Raw genomic sequence first — 24,614 nt, 5'->3', positions numbered from 1 at the left:
ATTTGCGACTATTACAGTGATTTGAGTTGCGCCAGCGTTATCCATTCACCTTTGTCGGTGAACATGTCACCTAGTTGCAACTCCCCGGCGCGGAACATGCGCCCCCGTTCAACTCCTAGCACTTGGTCCTGTCTGTCTGGTGACTGACGAGCAAGCCACTCCAGATACGTCGTATCCTCCGGTATCTGCCCGTCCATTGATGCCCTTGTGCCTGCATCCATTTCGTCACTGTCTATCCCCAGTTCACGCCAGGACTTGGTGACCAGCGTTTCCGTTGAGCGACAGCAGAAGTGGATCCGGCCGGGGCCTTGCAGATACGGAATTTTGTGTCCCACTGGCTTGTGATCCAGGGTGTATTTCTTACGGTCGCGGATGATGCAGGTGTGCGTGGTTTTATTGTCGAGTGTCGAAAGCCATTGCGTACAGTCGAGAATGTCGCTGTTTGCATCTGCAAAGCTTTCCCGAGCTACCGCCGCAACGTGGCTCACCGCTGTCTTGGTGATGCTGGTAGCGTTAGCCCTGCTCATTTGCAGCGATCCGTCCTGAAAATTATTGGTCGCGGTACCACGAACCTTTCTGGCTATCTGCTCGGTTGTGTCGCCAGCCAGATAGCCGGAACGGACCGTGTTACTGATCCGTGTGAGTCGGTCAGTTTCCAGATTCTCCGCCCATTCTTTCAGCAGACGCCCCTGGAACGGTCTGGACATTGCCGCAGCATATGCCATATCGGGTGTGATTGCGGCCAGTGGATATTGACGTAACACCGCCAGAGGCAACAGCTCGTCGAACAGGTCGTGCTGATAGCCAACCTCATGCGAAGCGAACGCCAGTAACTCGTCGGCCAGCGTGCCGAATGCGCCCTGCACCGCCGTATGATTTACCTCCCTGACACTTCCCAGCAGGCTCTCCAGGCGGTTCACTGTGAAGCCATCGCGCCCAAGGCTGTCCATTGCCACCAGTAACCGCGCTGACAGCTCAGCGTCACTGTCGTTGAGAATTTTCACTATGCGCTTAGCCGCGCCGGTGCCGAAACGGCTGACAAACAGCGAGTGTGCTATCGCCTCATCACGCAGGTGGTTGTTTACCTTTGTCATTGATACCGCCGATCAGCGTGGGTGGTGGGTTGTTCAGTTCGTCTATAACCGATTCTGGATCGGCTGCGGGATCGATCAGGTCCAGCTTCTGCAGCGCCCTGACCAGATCCGCGCTACGAATGGCCCCGGACTGCCAGGCGTTAACGATGGCAGTCACCATGCCGGACTCGGCCACCCTGGCAATAAATTCCTGGCTGATAGTGTAAGTCGTCGTTTCGCTTTTCAGCCCGATATAACGAGCGCACCAGGCCAACACGCAGCTGTAGGCTTCTGAGACGTTGGAGGCGCAGACCCCCAGCACAGACGTGGATGACGTCTGCTCCCCGCTCGACTGAGTGGCGGTCTTCGCCGAGGAGTTCTGCTCGATTAAACGGGCGCCCAGCGCCACCATGTAGTCGCGCTTGCTGTCCATCGCCTCTTTAACCAGCGTATTTGGCTGCGCCTGGGCGTAACCAAAGCTGCCATCCTTCGGCAGCAGCAATGGCGATCGAGAGCCAAGCTTAACACCGGCCTTTTCCAGGTAGTCGCGCCAGCCCTCATCCAGGCCGGAGATATGCGGCTGAACCTGCCCACAGAACCAGACACTATCCTCATAGTCGGCACTGTTACGGTAGTGCCCGTGGTTAATCTCGGTCAGTGCAGACAGCGGCGACTCATCGATTGACGGATCGTTATTCTGCGCGCCAACAAAGGTGAACGGGATTTCATCCCAGAACGCCTCTGCCTTGGGCTTTGGCTCGTACTCACTGCTGATTTCGAACGTGCCGCTTTGCGTGTCGCCGCTGCGCCGCCAGACCCGGCACTTAAAGCGCCCCTCTTCCAGCAACAGTTCACGGTACTGGATCAGCTCTTTAAAGCCGTAGCCGTCCGGCTCCTCGATGCACTCGCGCAGCACCACCAGCACCAGGTGATCGCGACCGTTGATGCGCTCGGTGCGCCAGTTAACGATCTGCTCGGCCTGATAGCGCAGGATGATTGCCTGCTGGCCATCCTCCGCGAAATCGACGTAGAGACCGTCGCGCGCCACCTCCAGCACGTTCTCGGTCACCAGCTGCGACTGCTGATAGATGCTGGTACCGGCCCCGTCGGCATTGGTCAGCAGATAGCTCAGCTTATCCGGCGCGGTAAAGGTCGGGTCCTTGCGAAAGGCCATACCCAGCATGCCGATCTTGGTATTGCCGGTAATTTCATAGAACACCGCGCGGGCCAGATAGTCCTCGTTGCGGCGCTTGTTGCGTACGGAGGTATCGGTTGGGTCAAGCTTTGGCAAATATGCGTGCCCGGCAGCCTTAACGGCATCAGCTCCCCGGCAGAAATCGCGCACCTTTTTCCAGCTGGCGCAGGCCGCTTTATGTTCCGGCCGAACAAAAGTGATGTCGTGGTTTGCCATCAGTAGGTGGTATCCATTGAGATTGAGTAAGCAGGCTTCACGATCGGGTAGTCCTTCACGATGAAATAACCGCCACCATCGTTCGGGTGATCGTTGTCAGCCTTTTTGTCCGGTTCACCGTTATCGGCCCACACCTGTTGTTCCAGTGATTCGGTATAGACCGGGCAGCGTTGTACGTTAACCAGGTAGCGGCGTTCACCCAGCGCGTTGCAGAACATAGCGTTCATCGAGTTAATTCGGTCTTTCACAGGTGGGTTAGACGGGTTAACCATCACGCTGAACCCGGCCTGTTTGAGCTGTGCGATATCGGTTTCGCTGGCGTTGTTCGATTTGCGGCTGTCGCCCGAGGAAATCCATTCCGATAAACAGCGCCTCGCCTGGCTGCTCTTCATCGCTGCAGTTATTTTTCCTGCGGTCGAACTGGTGGTAAATGGTGCCGCTGGCCAGGTTAGTGAACTGGCCGCGCAGGTAGGCTTTGATCAACTCTTCCGGATATGAACCCAGCAGCGACGAGATGTAGTCAGGCGGCAGGTTCTTCGCATTGTCGAATGTGCTGGCCTGAGTGAGTCCGTAAAGCGTGGCCAGCTCCGGTTTATCGCGCACCGCCTTAACAAACTGCTGTCTCCATCGATCGGCAGATAGTGGTACCGCGATACGTTCGGCCCTCGTAGAAATGGACCTCTTTGTTGCTCTCGTTGATCTTGACGTTCAGACCCCAGTCGAAAGCCACCTCCTCTACCGTTGGGTAGAAGATGTCGCGGATCTGCGGGTAAGTCGGCGCAAAGTAACCCTGGTTGATTTTGGGGAACTCCCAGAAGCCCTTACAGATGCCGCCACACCCTACCCACGTCTTGCCGCTGCCGAAACCGGCCACGTAAGCCTTGAACTTATGCGGCATCGCGAGAAATCGCGCCTGCGGGATATTAAGCGTCGGGCTGATCCCCATCGTCTGCCCTCGCGTCTACTACGTTTATATTTATCTGCACTGGCGTTGGCTGCTTGTCATCGCCATCCTCTGCCAACTCTTTGCGCAGTTTCTCGATCTCAAGCTGACGCTTTTCAATTTCGATCTGCTGCAATTTCTGCGTGAATTCGGTATCCGCCAGGCCGAGCCGCTTCGCCACCGCTTCGAACATCCGTTCCCGGCTTATGCTGGCCAGCTCAATGCCGTTTTTGCCTACCTTCGTACCGGAGTAAGCGAGGCGGGCAATCGGCGGCAGTTCGCGTGTGTCCTGAATATACGCACGACCCAACCCCTCGCCATTGCAGCGCGGGCATTCGGGATTAGCGGGCTTCGTTGCGTCGTAGCCGTAGCCGCCTGCGTCGACTGGTTCGCGCTGCTTTCGCTCAACCGCCTCAACGTGCTTCTCGTCAAACTCGACCATATCGCGCCACTGGTAGTTATGGCCGAAGCCCCAGCAGTATCGACAGCAGCCCCTTCGATATTGCGACAGGTCGTTAGCGTCGAACGTGGCCAGTTGCCACATCTGCGCAAGAACGGTATCCGCCGAAATCAGCACGCGGGACATCTGCGCAGTCTGCTGCTCAGTGATGGCGTCGATTATTGAAGGTTTTTGAAGCAACTGATATCCAAGTTGCCCGGCAGACGCAACGCTGTACCCGGCGCGGACAGCGGCCTGAGTAGCGTTGTTATCTTTGAGGTACTCGGCAACAAACCGACGTTGCTGGTCGGTCAGGTTGTCATTAGCAACGAGCTGTTTTGCGCTGCGCTTTGACTGCGCACTGCGCACTTTCTCCTGCGCAGTTGTTTGCGCATTTTGCGCAGAAGGGTGCTTGATGTAGCGGCGGGCCGTGGAGTAGTTATAACCCCGCGCCTCGCACCACTCCTTCGGTGATATTCCTGATATGGCGTGATCGGCGAGGAACTCTTTCTGAATGGCCCCCCAGTCCGGTTTTGCCATATTTTTTCCAACTTTAATTCATTTATAATCAATTAGTTAATGAACTTACTCATAAATAGATCTAAATTTCAGGCTTGGCTTGGCTCGCCCTCGCTAATTAGTCACTCCATTGATACTGGAATGACAATTATGAAATATTTTTTCGCTACACTAATCACTATCGGATGCCCTACTGTTTTCCTGCTAATGCCAGAAAGTAAGATGCAACTTCTGATAGAGATACTTCAGCTTATCCTGTCAATTTCTGAGGTTTGGATTAGGTGATTAACTGGGAGGGTAGGTTACACCTGCCCTCCCGATGAACTGCAGTGTATGTGCTGAAAAATGCTGCCACCATCCCGGCAATGCTATTCGATAGCCTCCCAGTCAGGTGATGCCATTATTTTTCCCTTTAATATTTAACGAAGAAGATCAATACTCTCCATAGAGCTTTTTGGAAGCTGCGAAGGTGACGTCATTCAAGTTGTGAAAAATGTAATAACGATAGGGCTGCTTTGGTTGCCACTAATCCCAAAAACACTATCCATAATGAATGAAACAATCCGAGCAAGGAGTAACGCCATGAAGAAATCCATCCAGAAGTGCCAAGCTGTCTACCGCAAGGTGTTCGACCCAACTAATGATGTGACTATGAATGACGTCTTCCTTTTTACGCTTGGTTGTGGGGCTGCATTCCCACTTCCAAAAAGCTTTTTCTGACTGCCATGGTGATGGCAATAAAAAACCTCCCGAAGGAGGTTATCGACCGTGAAGTAAGCCGCCAGGGCGAAGACTGTTACGAATACCTTCACTCACAGCATCATCAATCAGCTTGCGCATTTTTTCGCTCAATTTCGATTCTGCATCGGCAATGCCATCTTTGATGAATGCCTGCTTGATGAATACTTGTCCACGCTCTACGAGGACAGCATCTGAAAATTCCGCTGAAACTTTCAGGGCCGAGGCTTTCCCTGAAAATACTTCGCTGTGGATGCACTTACCCTTTTGCAAAATATCTATACGGACTTCCGCGCCGGACACTATTCCGTCTTTCCATTGCTCAAGACCATAAATCGTGATGTTGATATTTTTAAGGGAATCGGGGGAGTAACCGAAAGGCAATCGCCCGTCAGGTTTATGATCATCGTTGCTCATTTGGAGTTTCCTGCTGGACAGATGGAGACATCTCTCGGTAATAACCGCAAACCGATGATTCATTGTGTTTATGCTAAAAAGTGAACTCAGTGAATGCAGTTTTTAGCAAAAAATAAAAAACCGCCCGTAGGCGGTTAATTGTTAATTTTTTTCCAGTGCGGTTTGTATGGCGTCTGCAACGTCAGAAATATAGCCTTTAACCGCTTCAATCAAAATAACCTTCTAACATCACAACCTCCATTTCATAAAGTGAGGCTACACGATATCGTTAGGATTAATCCTAGTGAAGAGAAATTTATCTTTTTGATTGGTAATCAGGATGGGATTCGAACCCATGGACCCATCGGTATTGGCTGCCGCGCCACCTCACGGGTCTGTATCGGCGTCACGCTTCGTCCGGATCGGGATTAACCGACATCTCGCGCACCTGATTATGTTTGGCTGTGCTGGCTAGTGCCTATATCTTGGATCCATTCATTTCGGTACTGATGCAGCTAACAACTCTGAAATGAATTCCTTCTCGGGTTTAACGCTGAAACTCTTACCCGTTGAGATGTTTACCAGACACCTTAGGTTCTTAATACTACCACCTTGATTGATTATTTTTTCAGCAATCCCTTCGAGCCACTGTTCTTTATCATCAAGTTTTATCCAGAATAGCGCCTTCTCACCGTACTCAATTTTTTTTGGAAGGGTAGCTGAATTGGCATCACCAAAAATTTGGTGAAAATAAATTTTTTTTCCTACCTTCCATCCGATACTCACGATCTGAGCAGGAACTGATGATTGGTTGGTTACTTCGATGGCAATACCATTTTCCTGGATTTTCTGAAGCAGTGCATTTGAGCCAAATATAATGCGCCGCCCAACCTTACAGGTTACAAAGGCTTTAGGCTTTCTGTTAGCTAAAAACAGCGTCCCTAAAACCGCTATAAATGTGGCAAAACCAGAAAACCAAGTTCCAATCATCGCCCAAAAAGCCCATTTAGCAGCTTCCTGTGTCGATACCATAGATTCATAAGAAATTATATCTGCGTCCATATCCCCTCACTTCAAAAATGGACATATTACTATTTTTTTTTATTTTCTACATCATCAGGCCCACTCGCAAATGGGCCTTGTGATGCTCACTGCCTGATGATTTTGACCAGGTAGAGAACTGAAGGGGAAAAACTGATAGTAAGCATCAGAATGATGCCATACATGTTGGATTGCTTTATCCCAGACACAGTCACGTATTCAAGCAATGGAGTGTATGTTATGAGCGCATACTGAACGACGCTAAATAATAGTAACAACAGCAGAAACAGCAATGAACTCTTTAGAAAGAAGTAAATCCACCGCTTGATACTGATTGTGCTCTTTCGATAAAAGCCCCCTTTGTAGTCACTGATAAACCCTGGCATGCGCAATTTTTCCAAAACCATTAGAAGGGATTCAGAGTACAATTTCGAGAGCCTTTGTTAAAGCGGCCTGTTTATCTGAGGCATTGCTCTCTGATGTACTGCTGGAGATAGTTCACCTGCCCAGTGATTGTAGTGATTCGCTCTCTGAGAGTGAAATAATCCCGTTGAGCGGAGTCGTTAAGTCGGGCGGTGGCATCATCGCCCATGCTGCCGGCTGTGGTGGTGCTACCCTTTGAGCAGGTTGCGTTGAGGCGCAGCCCACACTTGCCAGAACTAACACACTGCTGAAGAGCATCAAGCTTAGCTTTGGCATCAGCCAATTCCTTTGTGTATTTCGTATCGAGCACAGCAACGTCACGCTGGCGCGTCTGCATGTCATTGATGGTTTCCTGCCGCTGCTTTGCCTGGGACTCGGATTGTCAGCCCGGGTCTTTTGCTTCGTAAGCTGAGACGACAAGATAAGCACTACGACGACTGCGACCAGAAATTCCACGGCGATAATCAGCCAGGCACGGCCATTCATTTCTGACTCCACATGCAGACTTCCCGCTCAATCTCGCGTCGATTCATCAGGCCTTTCCCTGCATAAATCCACTGGCGCAGGCCGTCACACGCCCCGGTGTAGTCACCTGCATTCAGCTTACGAAGCAGAGACGATCGCTCGAACGCACTCACCCCAACGTTGTAGCTGAATGAGATAAGCGCGGCCTTCTGGTATTCAGTGGCTGGGACTTTCACGGAACGCTCTACCGACCGGGCAAATGGCACCAGGTCTTTATTCAGAATCGCCTGACATTCCGCATCGGTATACGTCTTGCTCTTGATGATGTCGGGGCCAGTGTGGCCGTAACAGACCGTCCATACACCGACGACATCCTGATAAGGCTTGTTCTCTTTCCCCTCAAGCGAAGGGATAAGGACAGCTGCAATTGCCAGAGCGCCGCCACTCACAACCCCGGCAATGCTTTTCTTCAGTTGTGGTGACAATGCCATTACTGACCCCTTGCGGCTTTACGCCTGTCTTCTTTGATTTTGAAATAGAGATTCGCGAGGAACGTCAGCAGACCAAACACCAGGCTACCAAGCACCCCGATGGCCGCCCATTGGGACGGGCTGACTCTGTCGAGGAGCTGTAATGCCCAGAAGCCTGAGCTACCCGCTGACGCTCCGTAGGCAATGCCCGTTGTTAGTTTGTCCATTCGATACATATTCACCTCCGGCTTTGCCGTGGTGCCGTGTGTGGGTGGGAAAGGAATTAAAAAAAGCCCACCGAAGTGAGCCTTTTAATTTTATAATGCCTAAAGAACAGCGACTCCCAGAAGCTTGCCAATCGTTAAAGGTGTCTTGGGGATCGTATCGATTATGGTCGCGTGATACAGATCAAAGATGGTTTTGAATCATTTTTTTCTGATAGATAGGAAGCCATTCCAACTTTTGTTCGGCGCAATTGGGCACAAGTGCGCTTTCATTGTGAATGTTCAACCTGGATTTGAAATTGGCACGGCCATCCGACCAGAATCAGCTTACAAGGATCTTTTGGATGCCCTGGGGGTCACGCCTGACCCTGCCAACCGATTCAAAACGTCAGATTTCTTCACTAGCTTTTCAAACAGCATCCCAGAAACTATCCCATCAAAACAGCCGGCCAGACAGACAGCTATCCGAGCTGCTATTGATAATGGAAACGAGAAGCTGTTTTTTAGTCACTGGAGAAATAACGGCGAAAAAGGAGGTCATGTGACCAATGATAATATTGAAAAAACACGCACTGCCTTCGGCGCAGAGATAGCTAATACATGCCAAGAAAGGAATATAAGCAGCTGCTGGACGGCAGTTAGTAGAGCAGAAAGTTAGTATCGAAGCCCTGTAAAGCAAAAAGGCCCCGCATATGCGGAGCCTTGAATATGGTGCGCCTGTTTATCGTCTCTGATTATGAATCAATCCATCGAAAGGGCGGCGCATTGAGTTGCTACAAGATTAAGAATAGTAGCAGCCCCGGAAATGACAAACAAAAAAGCCCAAGGCGTTAATCCCGGGGCTTTTTTGCATTGAGAATATCGTTGATCTCATTCCGGCATGTCGACATTGAGGGCTTGCGCCACCCTTCCCCCTTCCTCCCGCACACGAACTTGCGTGGTCTTGCAGTCGAGTGATATTAAGATGCAATAGCTCTCTTAGATGCTCCGTGAGAGTAGTAGCTGAGTAAAATACCAAATGCCCGCTGGTCAATGCGCATAACGGAATCTACGACCTGAGAAATCAACATTCCATCATCGTCATTGCACATCGGGCGGCTCTGGATCCCGCTGGGTTCGACGCTTTCCATCCACTGAGCGATCATGCTGCTCATGCGTTTTTCTAACCTGCCGCTATAAACCCACGCGCCCCAAAGTTCTAGCCAGTTGTTTAACCAGTCATGCTGGTCTTTCGTGAGATTTAACTCGCGTATGCTCATGGCTTTCTCCGCTTGATAATCCGCTGCTGATTAACCGGGTAGCTATTTCGCTTTCGTTGCAGTGGCTCAGGTTTCACAGGGGCAAAAAGGGTTAGTAAGTTCTTAATCCAGGTCATGCGGCCTGCTCCTGTTGCTTTTGCAGCTCTCTGGTTTTCTGACGGTAAAATCTGGACAGTTCCTGCAACTCCTCACGCGTCCACTTATTCACCGGATGTGGCCCCATCAGGCGATCGAACGCGGCCTGTCCTATTTTGATGATCAGCCTGGGCGTATAGTTTTCGATGTTCCCGGACAGGTGTTGGTTACACTGAACGCATTGCTTGTGGCAGTTGGTTTCGTCATACCGGGTTGCCGGTGATGCGCCGCGAGTCCGGTAGTGGCCAGCATCCCGCACTCAGGACTGCACCATGTGTGATTCTGGTAGGGAGGATTGAACCATTCGCGGCAGTCAGGGTTTTTGCATCGCCTCCTGGCGGCTTTTGCTGTTGCTTCCACTCTTCGCTGGTCAGCTTGCGGCCATGCCAGTTAACCTGCTCTGAGACGTCGTTCAGGCAGGCCCATAGTTTGGCGTTCTGGTCGAGGGTGCGGGTTCGTTCCTGGATGGTTACTACGAGGGGGGTATCGGGGTTGGTGGGTAGTTGCCTGATGAACTCTGTGCAGTTTTGCCGTCGCAAATTGTCGATCAGGAAGTAGGTTTGTTTGTTCAATTTCAGCCTCCTGTGGTGGCCCTCAGTTTGATCTGCGCCTGTTGAAGTTGCTCCAGGGCGGTTCTGGCAGCAGTGCGGATCGGCTTGCACCGGCTTTCGACCAGTTGTTCCAGTTGCTCCCGGCAGGTGGCCAGCGCCAGTTGCGCCTCACACAGTCCGAAGAATTCATGCCGAGTGATTGTGATGGTTGCGGATCGGATGGTTGGATTGGTGTCAGGTGTCACGATTTCCCCCTCATACCAAACCTGGCGCGTATCTCCGCGATTTTATCCAGCCCCTTCTCGTTGCTGAGCGGGCAGGACAGCACTGGCAGCTGGGCCACCGGCGCACGGATTTTCTCCCCGGAGTCCAGGCGGCGAACCATGCTGCGCAATTCCCTCACACACTTATTCCGAAGTTCAGCAGCAGTGAGATTTCCCGATCGCATCTGCGAGTAGAGCGCAGGAACCATCAGCCAGCATTCGTTACTCTGCCAGGGGAATTTCTCCGGACTGCTGTAGAAACCCCGGCGCGAACTGTAATCCAGCACCATATCGTAGAGCTGGTCGGCATCAGGAAGGCCGTACTTACTGGCCTCTCCCTGTCGGCACCAGTCCACAAATTGTCCCGGTGATGGCCAGAACGGAGAAGTGCTGGCGCGAGCATACTTCATGCCTGCTGACAGGTGCTGCTTGCTGGTGATGCCGTTCTCAACGAAAGCAGCGATCCACTGTCGTTTAGCGGCGGCCTCATCCCTGGGATCGCGCAGAGCAGTGCTGATGGATGCTGGGAAAAGTTGCTTTAAGTTCGAAAACAGGGTGTCCACCAGGCGCTCAACGTCTGCATGCACGCCACGATCGGCCGGTGGTGGCGTATCACCAGCCATCTGCGCCAGCACGCTGCCATCCCGGTTCTGTATTGCTGTAACAAGGTTTCTCATAAAAAATCGTTCTCCCATGATTCGCGGCTGTTCCAGTGCGGAACCTGCTGCGGGTTATCTGGCGCCCGACTGCGGCCAGGCTGTGCCATCTGCGCCCTGAGTGTGGGCCACTGCTTCCGCAGTTTGGCAGGACACAGGATATTGGTTTGCCAGAAACCATCCGAGTTCGCCCACTCGAAGATCTCGCAGATTTCCCGGTGTGTAATTTTCAGCGCATCAGACGGATATCGTTGGCCCATGCGTACCATGTTGGTTTCTCAGCTGTCGGTGATATATGCACGACTTTTCGATACAACCACTCCGCAGCACGCAGATCGTCAGCAGTACCCCACTTGTCACCTTTCGGGGACTGTGTGGCTGCATCTGGCCGGGATATGGGAAGGTCTTCAGGGGGACCGTTGGAGGATTCGCGAGAATTCTCTGACGTAATGTTTTTATTGTCTTTGGTAGTAATGTCTATGGTGTCCCCCTGCTTTGAGGGATTGTGATACCCCAATTTGAGGGATTCTTTATCCCCAACTGCCGCTTGGTAAAATCCGCTCCCGCCATCTCTTCAAGTATCATTGTTGCCAGTCTGACATACCCATCATCAAGGTCAGCCACACGGCGCTCCACGTATTCCGCCACGCCCAACCTCTCTGCAAACACCTTCTGACTGATAGTCGCGAGTTTGTTCAGTAATGCGGATTCAATGCGGCGGGCGTTCTTGCTTTGAGTTGCGTTATCCATTACGTATTATTTCCATATTGATTAGTTAGTTACGTGCACACTCAGTGAGTGCGCAATGTTGCTCCGACATTGCGGTGGGAGCGGCTTCAGGGTTTTAAAGAGCGGTGTTGCTTATGCTGCTACTCGGTAAGACTTCTCTTGGTACTTCAGGGCGCCAGCTGTGACGATTTCCAATCGGTAGGCGTCTTTCTCAGGGATAATCTCCTTCCACTGAGATACGGCTGCGTCACTAATGCCTAATGCACGTGCCACTGCTCGCTGGGTTCCGAAGTGGTCAATAACATGTTTCTTTTTCATAGACTCGCTCCGAAATTAAAGAACACTTAAATTATCTAACTAAAGGAAACTTAAGTCAACACGATTTAAGATATCTTAATTATGAAAAACACATCGGTTGGCGAGCGCATACGTGCGCTAAGAAAAGAACTGCGGCTTACGCAGAAAGACCTGGCTGCAAAAGTCGGGGTGTCTCACGTTTCCATTTCCCAGTGGTAAAAAGACGAAACTGCACCGAGAGGTGACAACCTTCTGGCCCTGGCTAAAGCTATGGGTGTGACGGCGAATTTCATTTCTACAGGTGAGGAGGCGGCTTCTAACGTTTCCCCTTCTGCAATGGGCAGCAAAAGAATTCCCCTCCTGAGTTATGTGCAGGCGGGTCTATGGACAGAAAGTCAGGAAATCAGAGGGTACGACGGCGGGATGAGTTATTTGTTAATGGACGACGATTGCTCAGACAGCGCTTTTGCTCTTGTGATTGAAGGTGACTCTATGGCGCCTAAATTCAATGCCGGTGATCGCATCATCGTCGATCCGGACGTTTATCCAGTGCCTGGTGACTTCGTTGTTGCTCGTGATGATGTTAAGAGCGAGACCGTATTCAAAAAGTACCGCCCTACTGGCGTTGATATGCATGGTAATGATTTGTACGAGCTGGTTCCGCTCAATGATGACTTCCCTACTCTGCGTTCAGATGCTGGCAAACTGAACATCATCGGCACGATGATAGAGCACAGGATTAGCCGGAAAAACCATAGGCGTTAGCCCATTGGCCTGAAGAGACCTTTATCTAAGGAGATGGCATGTCAGTTTACATGTATGTAGCAATCCCAATGTTTTGTGTTGCGGCACTAATGTTCTATCTGGCGCGAAAGAGGCATGAGAAGAATTTTCTGATTTCGGGATTAGCAATGCTTGTGGCTGGATTCGTGAACGCAGTGCTTGGGCTGACTATAGGTTAGTGGTCGGAAAAGGCGTTCGGGTAAGGGAGTTGTTAGGAAGAGGTCGCAGAGATGGGGTTTTAAGTTTCTGCGGCAGTTGCCGATGATTTACACACAGCGCGAACTTGGCATAGATCGGGTCGCTTATTGTTTCCAGGGTTAGATTAGGTACAGAAAATGCCTCCAGATGTAAACCAAGATGATTTGACTCTAGCCGTCTACAAAGTCGGTGAAACTTTAGTAGATGTAAAGATCCATAATCAATCTAAAGATATTTGGGTCACATCTCGTGATATAGCTGCATTATATGATGTCGATGAAACCAATATAATCAGGCACATATCGAATATATTTAATGATGGCGAATTAGATGAGCAGTCAACTACTGCACTTTTTGCAGTAGTTCGAAATGAGGGTTTACGCTCCGTTCGCAGAACAATCAACCATTTCAATATGGATGTCATCATCAGTGTTGGCTTTAGAGTCAATGCTAAGAAGGCTATTGCTTTTCGCCAATGGGGTTCTCACGAGCTTTATGCACTTGGAGAATTTGATCACCTTTTTTAAAAATTAATCACGCCATCCCGACTACGAGCACTGAGTCGGGGAGTTTTATAATTTTTATAATTCAATACCTTCAAGTGTAAGCGGGACATTCTTAAATTCATCACTATCTAAGGTTTTGACGACAGCATTTAGCAGCGTAGTCATGCGAGCAGAAGGTTTGCCATCAATTCTGCGATTTTCTGCAGCAAGAGTTCTAATTACGTCAGAAAGCCTCCCCATTTTTGTTCGATTATACCTTAGACAACAGTAATGTCATGAAAAGAACTAAGAATTTATAAACATGGCCGGCCACCGCGTCGGTTTTTTTACGTCCATCCTAAAGTTCATTACTTCCCTGCCGATATTACGCTATCTATACAGTAAGCCCGGAACGCTTCGATGCACGTAACTAAATTCTCCGTCAGTTACCTCAGAGGAAGCATCGGCATTCGACTGCAAGGCGCTAAACCAGGAAATCGCTAAAGCTCACAGCGTACAGAACCAGATCAAAGAAACCGGTAACTTTGACGCGAGAACGGTTATGGGATTCATTGGTGACTTTGGGCTTGGCAACGGCTTGGCTAAGAGTGCTGCTACTGAGAAAGCAGACAGTCGATTAATGCAGCTGCAAAACATAAAGATTGCGAGAAACTGCCCATAAAATCTCACAAGGGCCAATCAAGAGGCCCTTCAAGACAATCAGCCGCAGACCCAAAGAGAAGCGCCCCAACACTCGGATACTGAGACGCACTTAATCGACCATCCATCTTCAATTACCTGACCTATCACCTGCATCGCACTATCACCACTCTCCACAAAAAAACACCTGCCGTTTTCGTTCTAACACCCCTAAATTTAAGTTTTCTTTATTTTTAACTTGACGATAAATTTAAGTTGTCTTAAATTAGATTCATCAGCACGAAGCACAGCACCACCGACATGATGTCACGCTCTTTAAAAATCAGGGGGTATGTCTCCGCAGGAATGCGGGGAACCAAAGTGCAGTTGGCTTTGGGGAATGGTGACCGAGCCAAAAAGTAACGTGAAATGCTGCGCAGGGCATTAGCGAATCGGGATGGCGGTCGGCGCTGCTGCGATGCGAGCCACAACGTCACACTCACCATTTCACCTAAGCCAATTACCGGAGGTACATATGACGTTAGTAATCACCATTCTGGCCATAACGCCAGAAATCGCCGCAGGGCACGCAGAGAGGCTCTGCGTGAGCAAGCTAATGCGGATGCTTCCCTGTCCCGCAAAATCACTGTAATCGCTTCTGGTTGCAGCAGCCTGAAAGTAGCCCGGGCAATCAACGGGCCTAGTGTTCGTGATGTGAAAGAAGAGTCCGGGGCGATGTGCTTGCCAGATGTGGCGATGTATGCCGCTGGGTATCGTAAAGCAACAGAATCAGTGACGGCTAGGTGAAATGGAATGCACCAATTATAGCTTTTATCTGTCGTTCATTCAGCTCATAAAGGAGGATTATATTAATTTATCACCTAGGAAATTGAAATGGACGATTTAGCCCTTCTGGCAACAATAAGCTCTCTTCATCAATTAATTGAGAAGTTTTTAGCATCACCTCCTATGAGTAGCCTGTTATGAAAGAAGATAAGTTACTAAGCATCGCAAGTGCTTATGAGTACATCTCTGAGCTAGACAAAGACATTACTCACCTGGACGATATAACCTCAACAGATATGAAAAAGAGGCTTTATAATTATGAATGGGTAATATCAATGGCAACGAGCGGTATACGTGGCCAACGGGCTTGATAATTACCTCGACCAGATTCGCCAAGCTGTGAATGAGGTGCCAGACCTGAGCACACCAAAGGGCCGCACCCGGGTGGCATCGCTGGCAGCCCAGGTGTCACGTAGCAAAACCTTAATCGAAAAGCCTGGCCGTGATTACCTCCGACATCTCAAAGAGGCTGTGAAGCCTGCGGAGGCGGAACTACGCCGCTTTGTTACCGAGTGCGACAACCTGCGCGATGAAGTGCGCCGGCCGCTGACGGAGTGGGAGTCGGAGCAGGAACGTATTAAAGCCGAACAGCAGATGCTGGACTGGCATACCGAAGCTCTGGCTGATAACGAAGCGTGGGACAAGGTTCGCGCCGAACGTATCGAAGCCGATCACGAAATCGCCCTCCTGCTGAACGATAAGTTTGACCGGGACGCCGCTGAAGCAAAAGCCGAAGCGGAGATTTGAAATCCGCCAAGGAGAAAGCTGAGGCTGATGCTAAAGCAGCACAGGAACGTGCTGAGCGCGAAGCCCGAGAGGCTCAGGAGCGCTCGGTAAGACTTGCACAGGAAGCGCGTGAGCAGGCAGAACGTGAAAAGCAGCAGGCTGTTGAAGCAGAGCAACGCAAAGCCGCTGATGCTGAAACTGCGCGTTTAGCGGAGGAAAAGCGGATCGCCAATGAAGCAGCCCGGCGCGCAGCTGACGTTGCTCACCGCAAAGCCATCGGAACCCTGATTGTGAACAACCTGATTGGCCATGCAGGCCTGACCCGCGAACAGGCTATTGCCACACTCACAGCCATCAAAGACAACTGCATCCCGCATACCAGCATCACCTACTAACTCAATTCAGAGGAAACACCCATGCAATTAGCAACTGCAGGGGCTGCCCGCGTGGGTGGCTCCAGCTTTGACGCATTTAAATCTATCCAGTTTCACCCGTCGAACATTCTCACCAGCGCCAGCTTTACCCCGCCACCTCACAAAAGTTGGCTGGATAAGCTGATTGACTTCCTCAGATCGGAGGGGCGCCCATGAAGCTGACATTCAACGACCGCAAAGAAATAAACGCCATCATAGCGGCATTCACCGAGCAGGATCACGAGCAGATTTACAAGGTGGTTGAAGACGCGGTGAACCGGCATAAGTCCAGCCCGGTGGCCCCCGTTATACGGCAGCTCTGCCATGACATGCAGGCTTTCGACCTTGCAGCTGATTCCATCGATTTTCAGGACCGAATGAACAATGTGTTGTGGGACAGCCTGACTGACTACCACCGATTTCAGTATGCGCTGGATATCTTCCGCGCAAAGCATAAAACCAGGGAGGCTGCGTGATGCAACGCCCTGCACTGCCTGCTGCTGGAGCCGATGGAGTTTGATAAGAGATTCATCATCGCTCCGGCCTTTAACCGCCGCACTACCGTAGGCAAGGAAGAAGAAGCCCGCTTTCTGAAAGACTGTGAACACTCGGGTATGACCGTCATGGATGCCGAACAGGGGCGCAAACTGAAGCTTATGCGTGAAAGCGCCCTGGCTCACCCGGCAGCACGCTGGTTGCTTGAAGCTGACGGGCATAGTGAAGCATCTATTTACTGGAACGATGAAGAAACCGGGGAACTGTGCCGGTTCCGGCCAGATAAATTCCTTTCCGGGCAGCCGGTAATCGCCGATGTTAAGAAAGTCGCTGATATGGACCGCTTCCCGCGCCACGTCGAAGAGTTTCGCTATCACATGCAGGATGCAATGTATCGGGAAGGATACCTCCGCCACTTCGGAGAATACCCGCTTTTCATCTTCATTGCCGTAAGCGAAACCATCGACTGCGGGCGATATCCGACGCGCGTTTTTCAACTTGACGAGGAAGATGTAGCCGCAGGATACAGCCTCTTCCGCCAGAGCCTCAACACCTTCCATGAATGCCGAACCACAGACAACTGGGGTGGCGTTGAAGAAATCAAACGCCCTGCCTGGGCACGTAAAAAGGACTGATCATGAGCAATGAAATTATTCACGCATCCCAGGGGGAATCTGACACCCGAGCGGCAATTTTTAGTCCGTCAGGGCTGCAAAAGCTCCAGGCGTTCGCCGCTGTCATGGCGGAGGGAAAAGCTACCCTGCCCGCCCACCTTGCGGGAAAGCCCGCTGACTGCCTGGCTATCGCCCTGCAGGCTGCTCAGTGGGGAATGAATCCTTACGCAGTGGCACAGAAAACACATGTGATAAACGGAACGCTGGGTTATGAAGCACAACTGGTGAATGCAGTGATCACTAGCTCAACTGCCGTCCAGGGCCGTTTTAAATATGAATACGGCGGGGATTGGGAAAAATTAAAACCGGGTGTGGCGAACGCAGCCAATGAACGTGGCCTGTTCGTACGTGTCGGCGCCGTACTTCGTGGTGAAACGGAAATCACATGGGGTGAGCCACTGATCATGGAATACGTCACCACACGTAACTCCCCTCTGTGGAAGACAGCGCCAAAGCAGCAGCTCGCTTACCTGGCCGTTAAGTATTGGGCGCGCCTGTACTGTCCGGACGTCATCCTCGGTGTGTACACGCCGGAAGAATTCGACCAGCCGCAGCGAGCAGAACGCGACGTAACCCCGGCACGCACCCGGCAAGACCTGAACAACCTGATTAATCAAAAACCCGGTACTGAACAGCAACAGGAAACGCAGCCAGTTCAAGGGCGCACACCTGATGAACTGCTCGCTGACTTTACCGAAGCCACCAGCAACGCAAAATCCGTGCAGGAACTGGACGGGCTCTATAAGTACGCTGCGCGCATGCTGTCCACCGATACAGACAAACTTAACCTTGCGACCGATGTTTACCAGATCCGTAAGGACGAGATGACATTAGTCGGCTGACAGATTTACCTGGCGGCCACCAGGCCAGTAAAGAGCATCTTCCTGATCCCCACTCCCCGCCAACTCCCTGACTCTTAACGGCCCGGCAATGCCCGGGCGCGTCTCTGTCGGGGCTGGCGATCGACGCTTCGAAGGAGAACCAATGTCTGAGCGTGAATATTTCGTTTTGAGCATCGCGCACACTCAACGCAGATCCCCGTACATCATTTTATGGGCGCCTGACGACTCCGGCTATCGCGGTCGCATGGCTACTGCCGGGCGCTACACTGAGAGCCAGATAAAGGCCCACCTCAGCTATTACAACGATGGCGAGAACACCATAGCCGTCCCATGTGATGTGCTTGAGCCTCTATCCCATCCGGTTCCAGATGGTTTCTTTGATGTGAACGGCGGGCGCTGGCTTCGTAATAACCGGGCCACATGGCAGGCAGCTATTAAGCACACCATCGCGCCGCCGAAACGCCGTCCATATCCTGAATATCGCGGTGCGCCACGCACCAGAGAGAAATCCAATGCCTAAAACTCAAATGCAACTGGCAAACCGCGCCTGGCGTATCGAAACGAAAGCGCTTGGCTGGCATCGGGGCTGGAATGTGGCCGAAGAACTGACTTATTGGACGCCATAGCCATGCAGAAAACCATCCTTGATATGTGCTGCGGATCCCGAATGTTCTGGTTAGACCGCACCGATCCACGCGTCATGTTCTGCGATATCCGAAGCGAACAGCACACGCTTTGTGATGGACGGTCACTGAGTATCGCACCTGACATGGTCGCTGACTTCCGTGCCCTGCCGTTCGAGCATGACTCATTCAACCTGGTAGTGTTAGATCCTCCGCATCTCGAATATGCAGGCGAAACCAGCTGGCTCCGCGCCAAATACGGCGTTCTGAACAAAGCAACATGGCGCGATGACCTGGCCGCTGGTTTCCGTGAAGCATTCCGTGTTCTCCGTCCGGGCGGCACCCTCATTTTTAAGTGGAATGAAACCCAGATAGCGACGCGGGAAATACTGGCGCTGACGCCGGAGAAGCCCGCGTTTGGTCACCCATCCGGCAAGCGCGCCAACACTCACTGGATTGCGTTCATGAAGGAGCTGGCAACATGAGCACCATCACCTTTGTATTCCTGATCATGGCCTCTCAGGTGCGCGACGGCAGCGCCAGCTTGCTGTATTTAACTTGTCCGCCAATGAACAAATATCGTACAATTTAATCTCACGTAAATAGCGACAAGGAGATTCATATGGAAATGCGTACTGTGCAGTTAAAACGTGGAGACTTGGCAGTAGGAAGCATTATCGCTGAGGTTTTAGTTACCCCTAAGGAAGGAGTGTATGGAACGGTCCGCAACGCAGGCGCTAAGCACCTCAAGTCCGTTGAAATTAAATTAATCGATGGCCGACTGGTAGCGAACATAGCTTAAACCCACAAAGCAAAATCTAATGAACCTCGCTCCGGCGGGGTTTTTTATTGCCTGAATACGGAGTGAGTTAATGGCTAAGTCAGCAGCAGAACGTAAAGCCGCGCAGCGTGCACGCCAGGCAGAATTAGGTGAGCATAAGCTCGAGCTGGTCCTCGATGCGCAGGAACTGGCGATGCTTGACCACGACTGCATCGCCCGGCGGCCCGGTCGCGAACCGTATGACCGCGCCGAACTGGTCGCGCTGATGATCCGGAAATATCACGCCGAACTGCTGGCTACCCAGCAGGAACTGGCAAAGCGATGCTGCGGGAAATGCGGCGACCGCCTGCCGGTGCAGGATTGCTGCTGCAAAACTGAGGAGGCCTGTTGGGTTAATCTTGGGTGGCATGAAACGAAACTGGTGATATAACTATCGTGACATGTCACGTTAATATATGGAGCCGTAATGGAAAATGAATATTGGGAATATTTAGCGGTTGGTGGTGAGTTACACGGAAAAATTTACGAAGCTTTGGCCAGAAGAAGCCACATAGATTTACCGATAGAAGATAGGAGGCTGCCAGGATTTTCAGAAAGCACAGTCGCCGCAAAAGTAACGGAAAGGCCTACTGTTATGCACAAGGTGCATATCGAACACAAATGAACTTGAATCACTGATAGTCAGCTCGAAACTTAAACCAATCTGAATTTTTTAATTCGACTATAACCGCCACCCTGGCGGTTTTTTTACGCCCTATTACCCATGAAAACCAAAATCCGGGCGCACCTGCGGCGCCACCACCTTTTCTATTACGGCGCCCGCCCGGCGGCCGTGCTGATCCTGCTGCTTATCGCGGCTTTAACTGCGGAGCTGTATCTATAATGACCGATCACACTATTAATCCGTACTGCGCGGCTCTCGAAGCACTCCGCACAGCGCCAACTCACAAGCTGAAAGAGGTTGGTGACCAGTGGCGCTCGCCGGATCCGCTGTGGTGGGGCATCAACTCAAAATATGGCCCTTTCGTGCTGGACCTGTTTGCCGACCGTGATAATGCGAAGTGTGATGCGTATTACAGCGCTGAGGATAATTCTCTCACACAAGACTGGAGTGCTCGCCTGAGGGAGTTGAACGGTGCCGGATACGCCAACCCACCCTATTCCCGCGCCAGCCAGCACGAAGGCCAGTACATCACTGGCATGCGCCACATCATGGCTCACACGATGGCAATGCGCGAACTAGGTGGCCGGTACGTTTTCCTGATTAAAGCCGCAACTGGTGAAGTATGGTGGCCGGAAGATGCGGATCACGTTGCTTTCATTCGCGGGCGCATCAGCTTTGACCTGCCTGTGTGGTACCGACCGGAAGAGGGACAACCGTCGGAATCATCAGCCGGGTTCGGTGCGGCGGTCGCCGTGTTCGATAAAACGTGGCGCGGGCCGAAGTTTGACTACGTGAGCCGCGATGAACTGGAAGCGCGCGGCACCGCGTTCATGCGACAAATTGAGCGGGCGGCGGCCAGAATGATTCCACCAGCACCCACCGCCCCACCGCTGCCGGAAACCGAAAACGATGTCTGGCCGGAAGAGGTACACCGTATCGCCAGGAGGATAGAGCACCTCGCCGAACTGCCATCAGACAAAAACCGCAAAGTGATGCAGCACATCAACCACCTGCTGCTGGACCGCGCGCCATCCGGCGCGATCATCGTTATGGCTCAGTCACTGGCATCAACTTTTAAGGAATTCCCTAATGCGTGAAATCATCGTAGATAACTTCGCTGGCGGCGGCGGGGCCAGCACAGGCTTTGAAATGGCAACCGGGCGCAGCGTGGATATCGCTATCAACCACGACCAGAACGCCATTGCCATGCACAGCACTAATCACCCGGACACTCTGCATTACTGCGAATCGGTGTTTGATATTGATCCGGTTGCTGCCACCAGCGGCGCACCAGTGGGATTAGCTTGGTTCTCCCCGGACTGCCGCCATTTCTCTAAAGCCAAGGGCAGCACTCCGGTGAAAAAAGAGATTCGCGGCCTCGCCTGGATTGTCCTACGTTGGGCGCTGGCGGCCCGCCCCCGCGTCATGATGCTTGAGAACGTTGAGGAGTTTAAAACCTGGGGGCCGCTGCTGACTGATGAGGATCGCCCGGACCCGGACCGCGCAGGCGAGACGTTCGCCGCTTTCGTGGGCATGCTGGGTACTGGCGTACCAGTAGATCACCCTGCGCTGGATGAAGTGTGCGAGTTCCTGCAGATAGGACGGAACAGTCCGGCGGCGCAGCGGCTGACTGATGGCCTCGGCTATGCAGTCGAATACCGGGAGTTACGCGCCTGCGATTACGGCGCGCCGACGATCCGCAAACGCTTCTTCATGGTGATGCGCTGCGACGGGCGGCCGGTGGCCTGGCCGGAACAGTCCCACGGTGATCCTAAATCACTGCCAGTGCAAAGCGGTCAGTTGCTGCCGTGGCGTACCGCCGCAGAATGCATCGACTGGTCATTGCCCTGCCCGTCGATTTTTTCCCGTAAAAAGCCGCTGGCTGAAAACACGATGAAGCGGATTGCCCGTGGCATTCAGCGCTTCGTGATCGACAACCCCACGCCGTTCATCGTGAAGTGCAACCACACCAGCAGCAAAACCAGTTATGACACCTTCCGGGGCCAGGGTCTGGATGCGCCGCTACAGACCGTCACGAAAAAGACGGGCTACGCTGTGGTTAATCCCAAACTGGTACCGTTTACCGCTGGCGCTGGCGGCCCGAAATACTCAGCCAAACCGCGCAGTGTTGATCAGCCGATGAATACCGTCGTTAACACTAATCACTCATGCGTGATTGCGCCTGTAATTGCCCGCCAGTTCGGCGCAAGCATCGGTCACGCTGTTGATCAGCCAGCGGGAACAGTTACCGCCAGTGGTGGCGGAAAAAGCCAACTGGTTTGCCCGACGCTAATCCAGATGGGATATGGCGAACGAGTCGGACAGGCTCCGCGAGTGCTGGACTTGAATAAACCGATCGGTACCGTAACTGCGGGTGGCAACAAATTTGCGCTGGCTACCACGTTTCTGGCGAAGCACTTCGGCGGGAACTACACCGGACCGGGTGCACCGCTGGATGGACCAATGCACACCGTCACAACCACGGATCACCACGCGCTGGTGACGTCGAGCATCATCAAAATGCGCGGCACAAACACCGGGCAGCCCATCGACACACCGCTGCAAACGGTCACAGCTGGCGGCCAGCACTTCGGCGAAGTCCAGACCAGCCTGTCGGTACATGACTATGACGAGGATCGCGCGGCGCTGGTGAGTGAGTTCCTGCGTCAGCATGACCTGAGCGAGTTCGTCCAGATCCAGGGGGTGACATACCGCATCGTTGATATCGGCATGCGCATGTTGCAGCCGAAAGAGCTTTACGCCGCCCAGGGCTTCCCCGCCTGGTACGTCATTGATCAGGACTACCGTGGCAACAAATACGCAAAAGATAAACAAGTTGCGCGATGCGGCAACGCCGTACCGCCGCCGTTCGCCGAAGCGCTGGTGCGAGCAAACTTGCCAGAAATGTGCTTACCACAGGAGAAAGTAGCGTAATGAATAATCAGAACATCACATCAAATGAAACCCGTTCACCATATATGACTTATGAGGAGGTAGCCTTACTCTTCCAGAGGTCCGTAAAAACAATCCATAATTGGAACAGCCGCTGTAAGCGCACCGGAAAGAAAACACATGCTGACTTTCCTGATCCGGTGCATCGTGGATTGTTTCTTCGAGATGACATAGAACAGTTCGGCAAGTTACAACGTAACAATTGAACGTACTTTATCTTCCCCGTGCACGATCCCCATCACTGTAGTCCACCACGTGGTATAAGCCTTCCTCTGCTCATCCAGATAATCATTGTGGTCATAAACTGCCCAGATACCAGGCAGCGCATGGCCAAGCATGATCTCGCATACATGCGGTGGTGCAAACCCAGCCCACCGCGTCCTTCCTGTTCTCCTCAGGTCGTGTAGCGACCAATGAGGCATGATCTGATTCTTCTCTCTAATAACGTAATTCATGATGGTTTTTGGCAGCGACAATACTGAGTGACTCGGCACCGGCTTATCCTGAACACTTTTATCGCGGTGCCAGCTTCCAAAGAGAAATGCCGAACCAGGATTGAGATCTGAAGCCTCTTTAATCAGTGCTTTAGCCGCCGGGATTATCGGCCTGATTATTGATTTTCCACTCTTCCCTCCCTTATGGTTTTCCGGAGGAACCACCCATACCTCTTTATCAAAGTCAAAATCCGACTTTCTGGCATTGAGCAGTTCACTGGTTCGGCAGCCATAGAGAAGCACCAGTTGTATATAAACGATGTTTTTACGTAGCATCGCTGTGTTTTCCATAGCTTCAAACAGCAAGCGGATCTCATCATCGCTAAACACGCGCTTTGTCACAATCCTCTTCATGCCGAGATCATGTGCTGTTATTGACGCAAGTGGCTCTTGCTCAACAATCTTTCGCCTTACAGCCCAAGAATGTGCCTGCTTTGAATTTGTTAAAATTCTCCGCGCGATGCCTGGCGATTTCTTCAACACTCCCTCGATCAGCTCTACCCATTGATGTGTAGTTACTGAGTCATGTTTTAAATCACCAATCCTTGGGTAAACGTGAAGCTCGAATGAGCGCATAACCTCTTCATACTTTTTGATGTTCAGTGATGCGTACACCCTCTCCCACTCGAGCATTACGTCTTTAACTGTTGCTGCATTCAGATTTTTGTTGATCCGGGTTGCAATGAAGTCAGCAGGATCCGTACCTGTCTCTAACACCCGTCGCAGCAGAATGACTTCGTCGCGTGCTGCTTTCAGGGTCATACCCGGATAACTTCCAAGGTCTGTGCGCCTCTGCTTACCCAGGTACATATATCTAAGCTGAAAAGTTATTTTTCCCTTTTTCGAAACGCGTGCTGAAAGCCCGTCGCGGTCCGTCTTCTCGAAAACTTTCTCGCTATCCTTACCAATAATTGAGCGCAGGAAACTATCAGAGAGGGCCATGCCACCACCTTTAGTACATAAAAAG

The 24,614-nt window shown here is 51.8% G+C and carries 34 protein-coding genes and 5 pseudogenes; 18 read left to right on the top strand and 21 right to left on the bottom strand.

Annotated features, from left to right (window positions below):
• Positions 1–11 precede the first annotated feature (11 nt).
• From WH277_RS17290 to WH277_RS17265, 6 genes are read right to left on the bottom strand one after another with little or no spacing between them, the layout of a single operon-like run.
• Positions 12–1,094, bottom strand: a complete 1,083-nt coding sequence (locus WH277_RS17290; protein WP_339506018.1) for a hypothetical protein — start codon at positions 1,092–1,094, stop codon at positions 12–14.
• Positions 1,066–2,484 (bottom strand): DUF4055 domain-containing protein, encoded by a 1,419-nt coding sequence (locus tag WH277_RS17285; protein WP_339506017.1) that lies wholly within the window; start codon positions 2,482–2,484, stop codon positions 1,066–1,068. Before WH277_RS17285 ends, WH277_RS17290 begins: the two co-directional genes overlap by 29 nt.
• Positions 2,484–2,756, bottom strand: coding sequence for a phage terminase large subunit family protein (locus WH277_RS17280; RefSeq protein WP_339506395.1), 273 nt, complete (start codon positions 2,754–2,756; stop codon positions 2,484–2,486). Before WH277_RS17280 ends, WH277_RS17285 begins: the two co-directional genes overlap by 1 nt.
• Positions 2,749–3,138 (bottom strand): terminase large subunit domain-containing protein, encoded by a 390-nt coding sequence (locus tag WH277_RS17275; RefSeq protein ID WP_339506394.1) that lies wholly within the window; start codon positions 3,136–3,138, stop codon positions 2,749–2,751. Before WH277_RS17275 ends, WH277_RS17280 begins: the two co-directional genes overlap by 8 nt.
• Positions 3,092–3,430, bottom strand: a complete 339-nt coding sequence (locus WH277_RS17270; RefSeq protein ID WP_339506016.1) for a terminase large subunit domain-containing protein — start codon at positions 3,428–3,430, stop codon at positions 3,092–3,094. Before WH277_RS17270 ends, WH277_RS17275 begins: the two co-directional genes overlap by 47 nt.
• Positions 3,408–4,406: a terminase small subunit gene (locus WH277_RS17265; protein WP_339506015.1), complete on the bottom strand. Its 999-nt coding sequence runs from the start codon at positions 4,404–4,406 to the stop codon at positions 3,408–3,410. The genes WH277_RS17270 and WH277_RS17265 overlap by 23 nt, the downstream gene beginning before the upstream one ends.
• A 561-nt stretch (positions 4,407–4,967) precedes the next feature.
• On the opposite strand from WH277_RS17265, the gene WH277_RS17260 reads away from it, so the two are divergent.
• The gene (locus tag WH277_RS17260) at positions 4,968–5,105 is read left to right on the top strand and encodes a hypothetical protein (protein WP_339506014.1); all 138 of its coding nucleotides are present in this window, start codon (positions 4,968–4,970) and stop codon (positions 5,103–5,105) included.
• A 39-nt stretch (positions 5,106–5,144) separates the two neighbouring features.
• On the opposite strand, the gene WH277_RS17255 is transcribed toward WH277_RS17260, so the two are convergent.
• The 5 genes from WH277_RS17255 to WH277_RS17235 form a co-directional block, all read right to left on the bottom strand.
• Entirely contained in the window at positions 5,145–5,540 is a 396-nt protein-coding gene (locus tag WH277_RS17255; RefSeq protein WP_339506013.1) for a hypothetical protein, read from the bottom strand.
• 474 nt (positions 5,541–6,014) lie between these two features.
• Positions 6,015–6,581, bottom strand: coding sequence for a hypothetical protein (locus WH277_RS17250; protein WP_339506012.1), 567 nt, complete (start codon positions 6,579–6,581; stop codon positions 6,015–6,017).
• A gap of 436 nt (positions 6,582–7,017) precedes the next feature.
• Positions 7,018–7,320 (bottom strand): lysis protein, encoded by a 303-nt coding sequence (locus WH277_RS17245; RefSeq protein WP_445235329.1) that lies wholly within the window; start codon positions 7,318–7,320, stop codon positions 7,018–7,020.
• A 145-nt stretch (positions 7,321–7,465) separates the two neighbouring features.
• The gene (locus WH277_RS17240; protein ID WP_339506010.1) at positions 7,466–7,939 is read right to left on the bottom strand and encodes a lysozyme; all 474 of its coding nucleotides are present in this window, start codon (positions 7,937–7,939) and stop codon (positions 7,466–7,468) included.
• Positions 7,939–8,154: a class II holin family protein gene (locus WH277_RS17235; RefSeq protein ID WP_167863905.1), complete on the bottom strand. Its 216-nt coding sequence runs from the start codon at positions 8,152–8,154 to the stop codon at positions 7,939–7,941. The genes WH277_RS17240 and WH277_RS17235 overlap by 1 nt, the downstream gene beginning before the upstream one ends.
• 178 nt (positions 8,155–8,332) lie before the next feature.
• Between WH277_RS17235 and WH277_RS17230 the strand changes: the two genes are divergently transcribed.
• Positions 8,333–8,800, top strand: a complete 468-nt coding sequence (locus WH277_RS17230; protein WP_339506009.1) for a DUF6037 family protein — start codon at positions 8,333–8,335, stop codon at positions 8,798–8,800.
• Positions 8,801–8,990: 190 nt separating this feature from the next.
• Here the strand turns inward: WH277_RS17230 and WH277_RS17225 are convergent.
• The 9 genes and pseudogenes from WH277_RS17225 to WH277_RS17190 form a co-directional block, all read right to left on the bottom strand.
• Positions 8,991–9,401, bottom strand: a pseudogene (locus tag WH277_RS17225) (antiterminator Q family protein); the annotation flags it as partial.
• 112 nt (positions 9,402–9,513) lie between these two features.
• The gene (locus tag WH277_RS17220; protein WP_445235328.1) at positions 9,514–9,795 is read right to left on the bottom strand and encodes a recombination protein NinG; all 282 of its coding nucleotides are present in this window, start codon (positions 9,793–9,795) and stop codon (positions 9,514–9,516) included.
• Positions 9,796–9,828: 33 nt separating this feature from the next.
• Positions 9,829–9,896: pseudogene (locus WH277_RS28750) on the bottom strand (hypothetical protein); the annotation flags it as partial.
• A pseudogene (locus WH277_RS17215) lies at positions 9,890–10,108 on the bottom strand (recombination protein NinB); the annotation flags it as partial. The pseudogenes WH277_RS28750 and WH277_RS17215, both read right to left, overlap by 7 nt.
• 2 nt (positions 10,109–10,110) lie before the next feature.
• Positions 10,111–10,332 (bottom strand): hypothetical protein, encoded by a 222-nt coding sequence (locus WH277_RS17210; RefSeq protein WP_339506008.1) that lies wholly within the window; start codon positions 10,330–10,332, stop codon positions 10,111–10,113.
• Complete coding sequence (locus WH277_RS17205; protein ID WP_339506007.1) at positions 10,329–11,027, bottom strand: replication protein P; 699 nt, start codon at positions 11,025–11,027, stop codon at positions 10,329–10,331. Before WH277_RS17205 ends, WH277_RS17210 begins: the two co-directional genes overlap by 4 nt.
• Positions 11,024–11,275 carry a hypothetical protein gene (locus WH277_RS28745; RefSeq protein WP_445235327.1) on the bottom strand — a complete coding sequence of 84 codons (252 nt, stop codon included), beginning with the start codon at positions 11,273–11,275 and terminating at the stop codon, positions 11,024–11,026. Before WH277_RS28745 ends, WH277_RS17205 begins: the two co-directional genes overlap by 4 nt.
• A 208-nt stretch (positions 11,276–11,483) precedes the next feature.
• A complete protein-coding gene (locus tag WH277_RS28740; protein ID WP_445235326.1) occupies positions 11,484–11,756 on the bottom strand; it encodes a replication protein in 273 nt (90 codons plus the stop codon).
• A gap of 111 nt (positions 11,757–11,867) precedes the next feature.
• On the bottom strand, positions 11,868–12,053 hold the full coding sequence (locus tag WH277_RS17190; protein WP_338636989.1) for a Cro/CI family transcriptional regulator: 186 nt from the start codon (positions 12,051–12,053) through the stop codon (positions 11,868–11,870).
• A gap of 81 nt (positions 12,054–12,134) precedes the next feature.
• On the opposite strand from WH277_RS17190, the gene WH277_RS28735 reads away from it, so the two are divergent.
• The 16 genes and pseudogenes from WH277_RS28735 to WH277_RS17120 all read left to right on the top strand — a co-directional run bounded on the left by WH277_RS28735 (position 12,135) and on the right by WH277_RS17120 (position 23,135).
• Entirely contained in the window at positions 12,135–12,251 is a 117-nt protein-coding gene (locus WH277_RS28735; protein WP_445235325.1) for a helix-turn-helix domain-containing protein, read from the top strand.
• A gap of 51 nt (positions 12,252–12,302) precedes the next feature.
• Positions 12,303–12,797 (top strand): LexA family protein, encoded by a 495-nt coding sequence (locus tag WH277_RS17185; protein ID WP_339506006.1) that lies wholly within the window; start codon positions 12,303–12,305, stop codon positions 12,795–12,797.
• Between the two features lie 353 nt (positions 12,798–13,150).
• Entirely contained in the window at positions 13,151–13,540 is a 390-nt protein-coding gene (rhuM, locus tag WH277_RS17180; protein WP_339506005.1) for a RhuM family protein, read from the top strand.
• Between the two features lie 1,026 nt (positions 13,541–14,566).
• Positions 14,567–14,944 carry a transcriptional antitermination N peptide gene (locus tag WH277_RS28730; protein WP_445235324.1) on the top strand — a complete coding sequence of 126 codons (378 nt, stop codon included), beginning with the start codon at positions 14,567–14,569 and terminating at the stop codon, positions 14,942–14,944.
• Between the two features lie 333 nt (positions 14,945–15,277).
• A pseudogene (locus tag WH277_RS17175) lies at positions 15,278–16,104 on the top strand (hypothetical protein).
• A gap of 21 nt (positions 16,105–16,125) precedes the next feature.
• Positions 16,126–16,299 (top strand): hypothetical protein, encoded by a 174-nt coding sequence (locus WH277_RS17170; protein WP_339506004.1) that lies wholly within the window; start codon positions 16,126–16,128, stop codon positions 16,297–16,299.
• Entirely contained in the window at positions 16,296–16,598 is a 303-nt protein-coding gene (locus WH277_RS17165) for a hypothetical protein (protein ID WP_339506003.1), read from the top strand. Before WH277_RS17170 ends, WH277_RS17165 begins: the two co-directional genes overlap by 4 nt.
• Positions 16,599–16,604: 6 nt before the next feature.
• Positions 16,605–17,252 (top strand): annotated as a pseudogene (locus WH277_RS17160) (PD-(D/E)XK nuclease-like domain-containing protein); the annotation flags it as partial.
• Positions 17,253–17,254: 2 nt separating this feature from the next.
• Positions 17,255–18,133: a RecT family recombinase gene (locus tag WH277_RS17155; protein WP_339506002.1), complete on the top strand. Its 879-nt coding sequence runs from the start codon at positions 17,255–17,257 to the stop codon at positions 18,131–18,133.
• A gap of 142 nt (positions 18,134–18,275) precedes the next feature.
• Positions 18,276–18,653, top strand: a complete 378-nt coding sequence (locus WH277_RS17150; RefSeq protein ID WP_339506001.1) for a hypothetical protein — start codon at positions 18,276–18,278, stop codon at positions 18,651–18,653.
• 108 nt (positions 18,654–18,761) lie between these two features.
• Complete coding sequence (locus tag WH277_RS17145) at positions 18,762–19,241, top strand: class I SAM-dependent methyltransferase (RefSeq protein WP_339506000.1); 480 nt, start codon at positions 18,762–18,764, stop codon at positions 19,239–19,241.
• A gap of 137 nt (positions 19,242–19,378) precedes the next feature.
• The gene (locus WH277_RS17140) at positions 19,379–19,558 is read left to right on the top strand and encodes a hypothetical protein (protein ID WP_339505999.1); all 180 of its coding nucleotides are present in this window, start codon (positions 19,379–19,381) and stop codon (positions 19,556–19,558) included.
• Between the two features lie 70 nt (positions 19,559–19,628).
• On the top strand, positions 19,629–19,967 hold the full coding sequence (locus WH277_RS17135) for a hypothetical protein (protein ID WP_339505998.1): 339 nt from the start codon (positions 19,629–19,631) through the stop codon (positions 19,965–19,967).
• A 36-nt stretch (positions 19,968–20,003) separates the two neighbouring features.
• Positions 20,004–20,201: a hypothetical protein gene (locus WH277_RS17130; protein ID WP_339505997.1), complete on the top strand. Its 198-nt coding sequence runs from the start codon at positions 20,004–20,006 to the stop codon at positions 20,199–20,201.
• A gap of 218 nt (positions 20,202–20,419) precedes the next feature.
• On the top strand, positions 20,420–21,298 hold the full coding sequence (locus tag WH277_RS17125; protein ID WP_339505996.1) for a phage N-6-adenine-methyltransferase: 879 nt from the start codon (positions 20,420–20,422) through the stop codon (positions 21,296–21,298).
• A complete protein-coding gene (locus tag WH277_RS17120) occupies positions 21,291–23,135 on the top strand; it encodes a DNA cytosine methyltransferase (protein WP_339505995.1) in 1,845 nt (614 codons plus the stop codon). The genes WH277_RS17125 and WH277_RS17120 overlap by 8 nt, the downstream gene beginning before the upstream one ends.
• A gap of 206 nt (positions 23,136–23,341) precedes the next feature.
• On the opposite strand, the gene WH277_RS17115 is transcribed toward WH277_RS17120, so the two are convergent.
• Positions 23,342–24,589 (bottom strand): tyrosine-type recombinase/integrase, encoded by a 1,248-nt coding sequence (locus WH277_RS17115; protein ID WP_339505994.1) that lies wholly within the window; start codon positions 24,587–24,589, stop codon positions 23,342–23,344.
• Positions 24,590–24,614: the final 25 nt, after the last annotated feature.

The sequence above is a fragment of the Erwinia sp. MYb416 genome, assembly GCF_037479575.1.
Taxonomy (GTDB): Bacteria; Pseudomonadota; Gammaproteobacteria; order Enterobacterales; family Enterobacteriaceae; genus Erwinia; species Erwinia rhapontici.
Note: the sequence above shows the minus strand (reverse complement) of the source record. Positions and strands in the feature narration are given on the sequence as shown.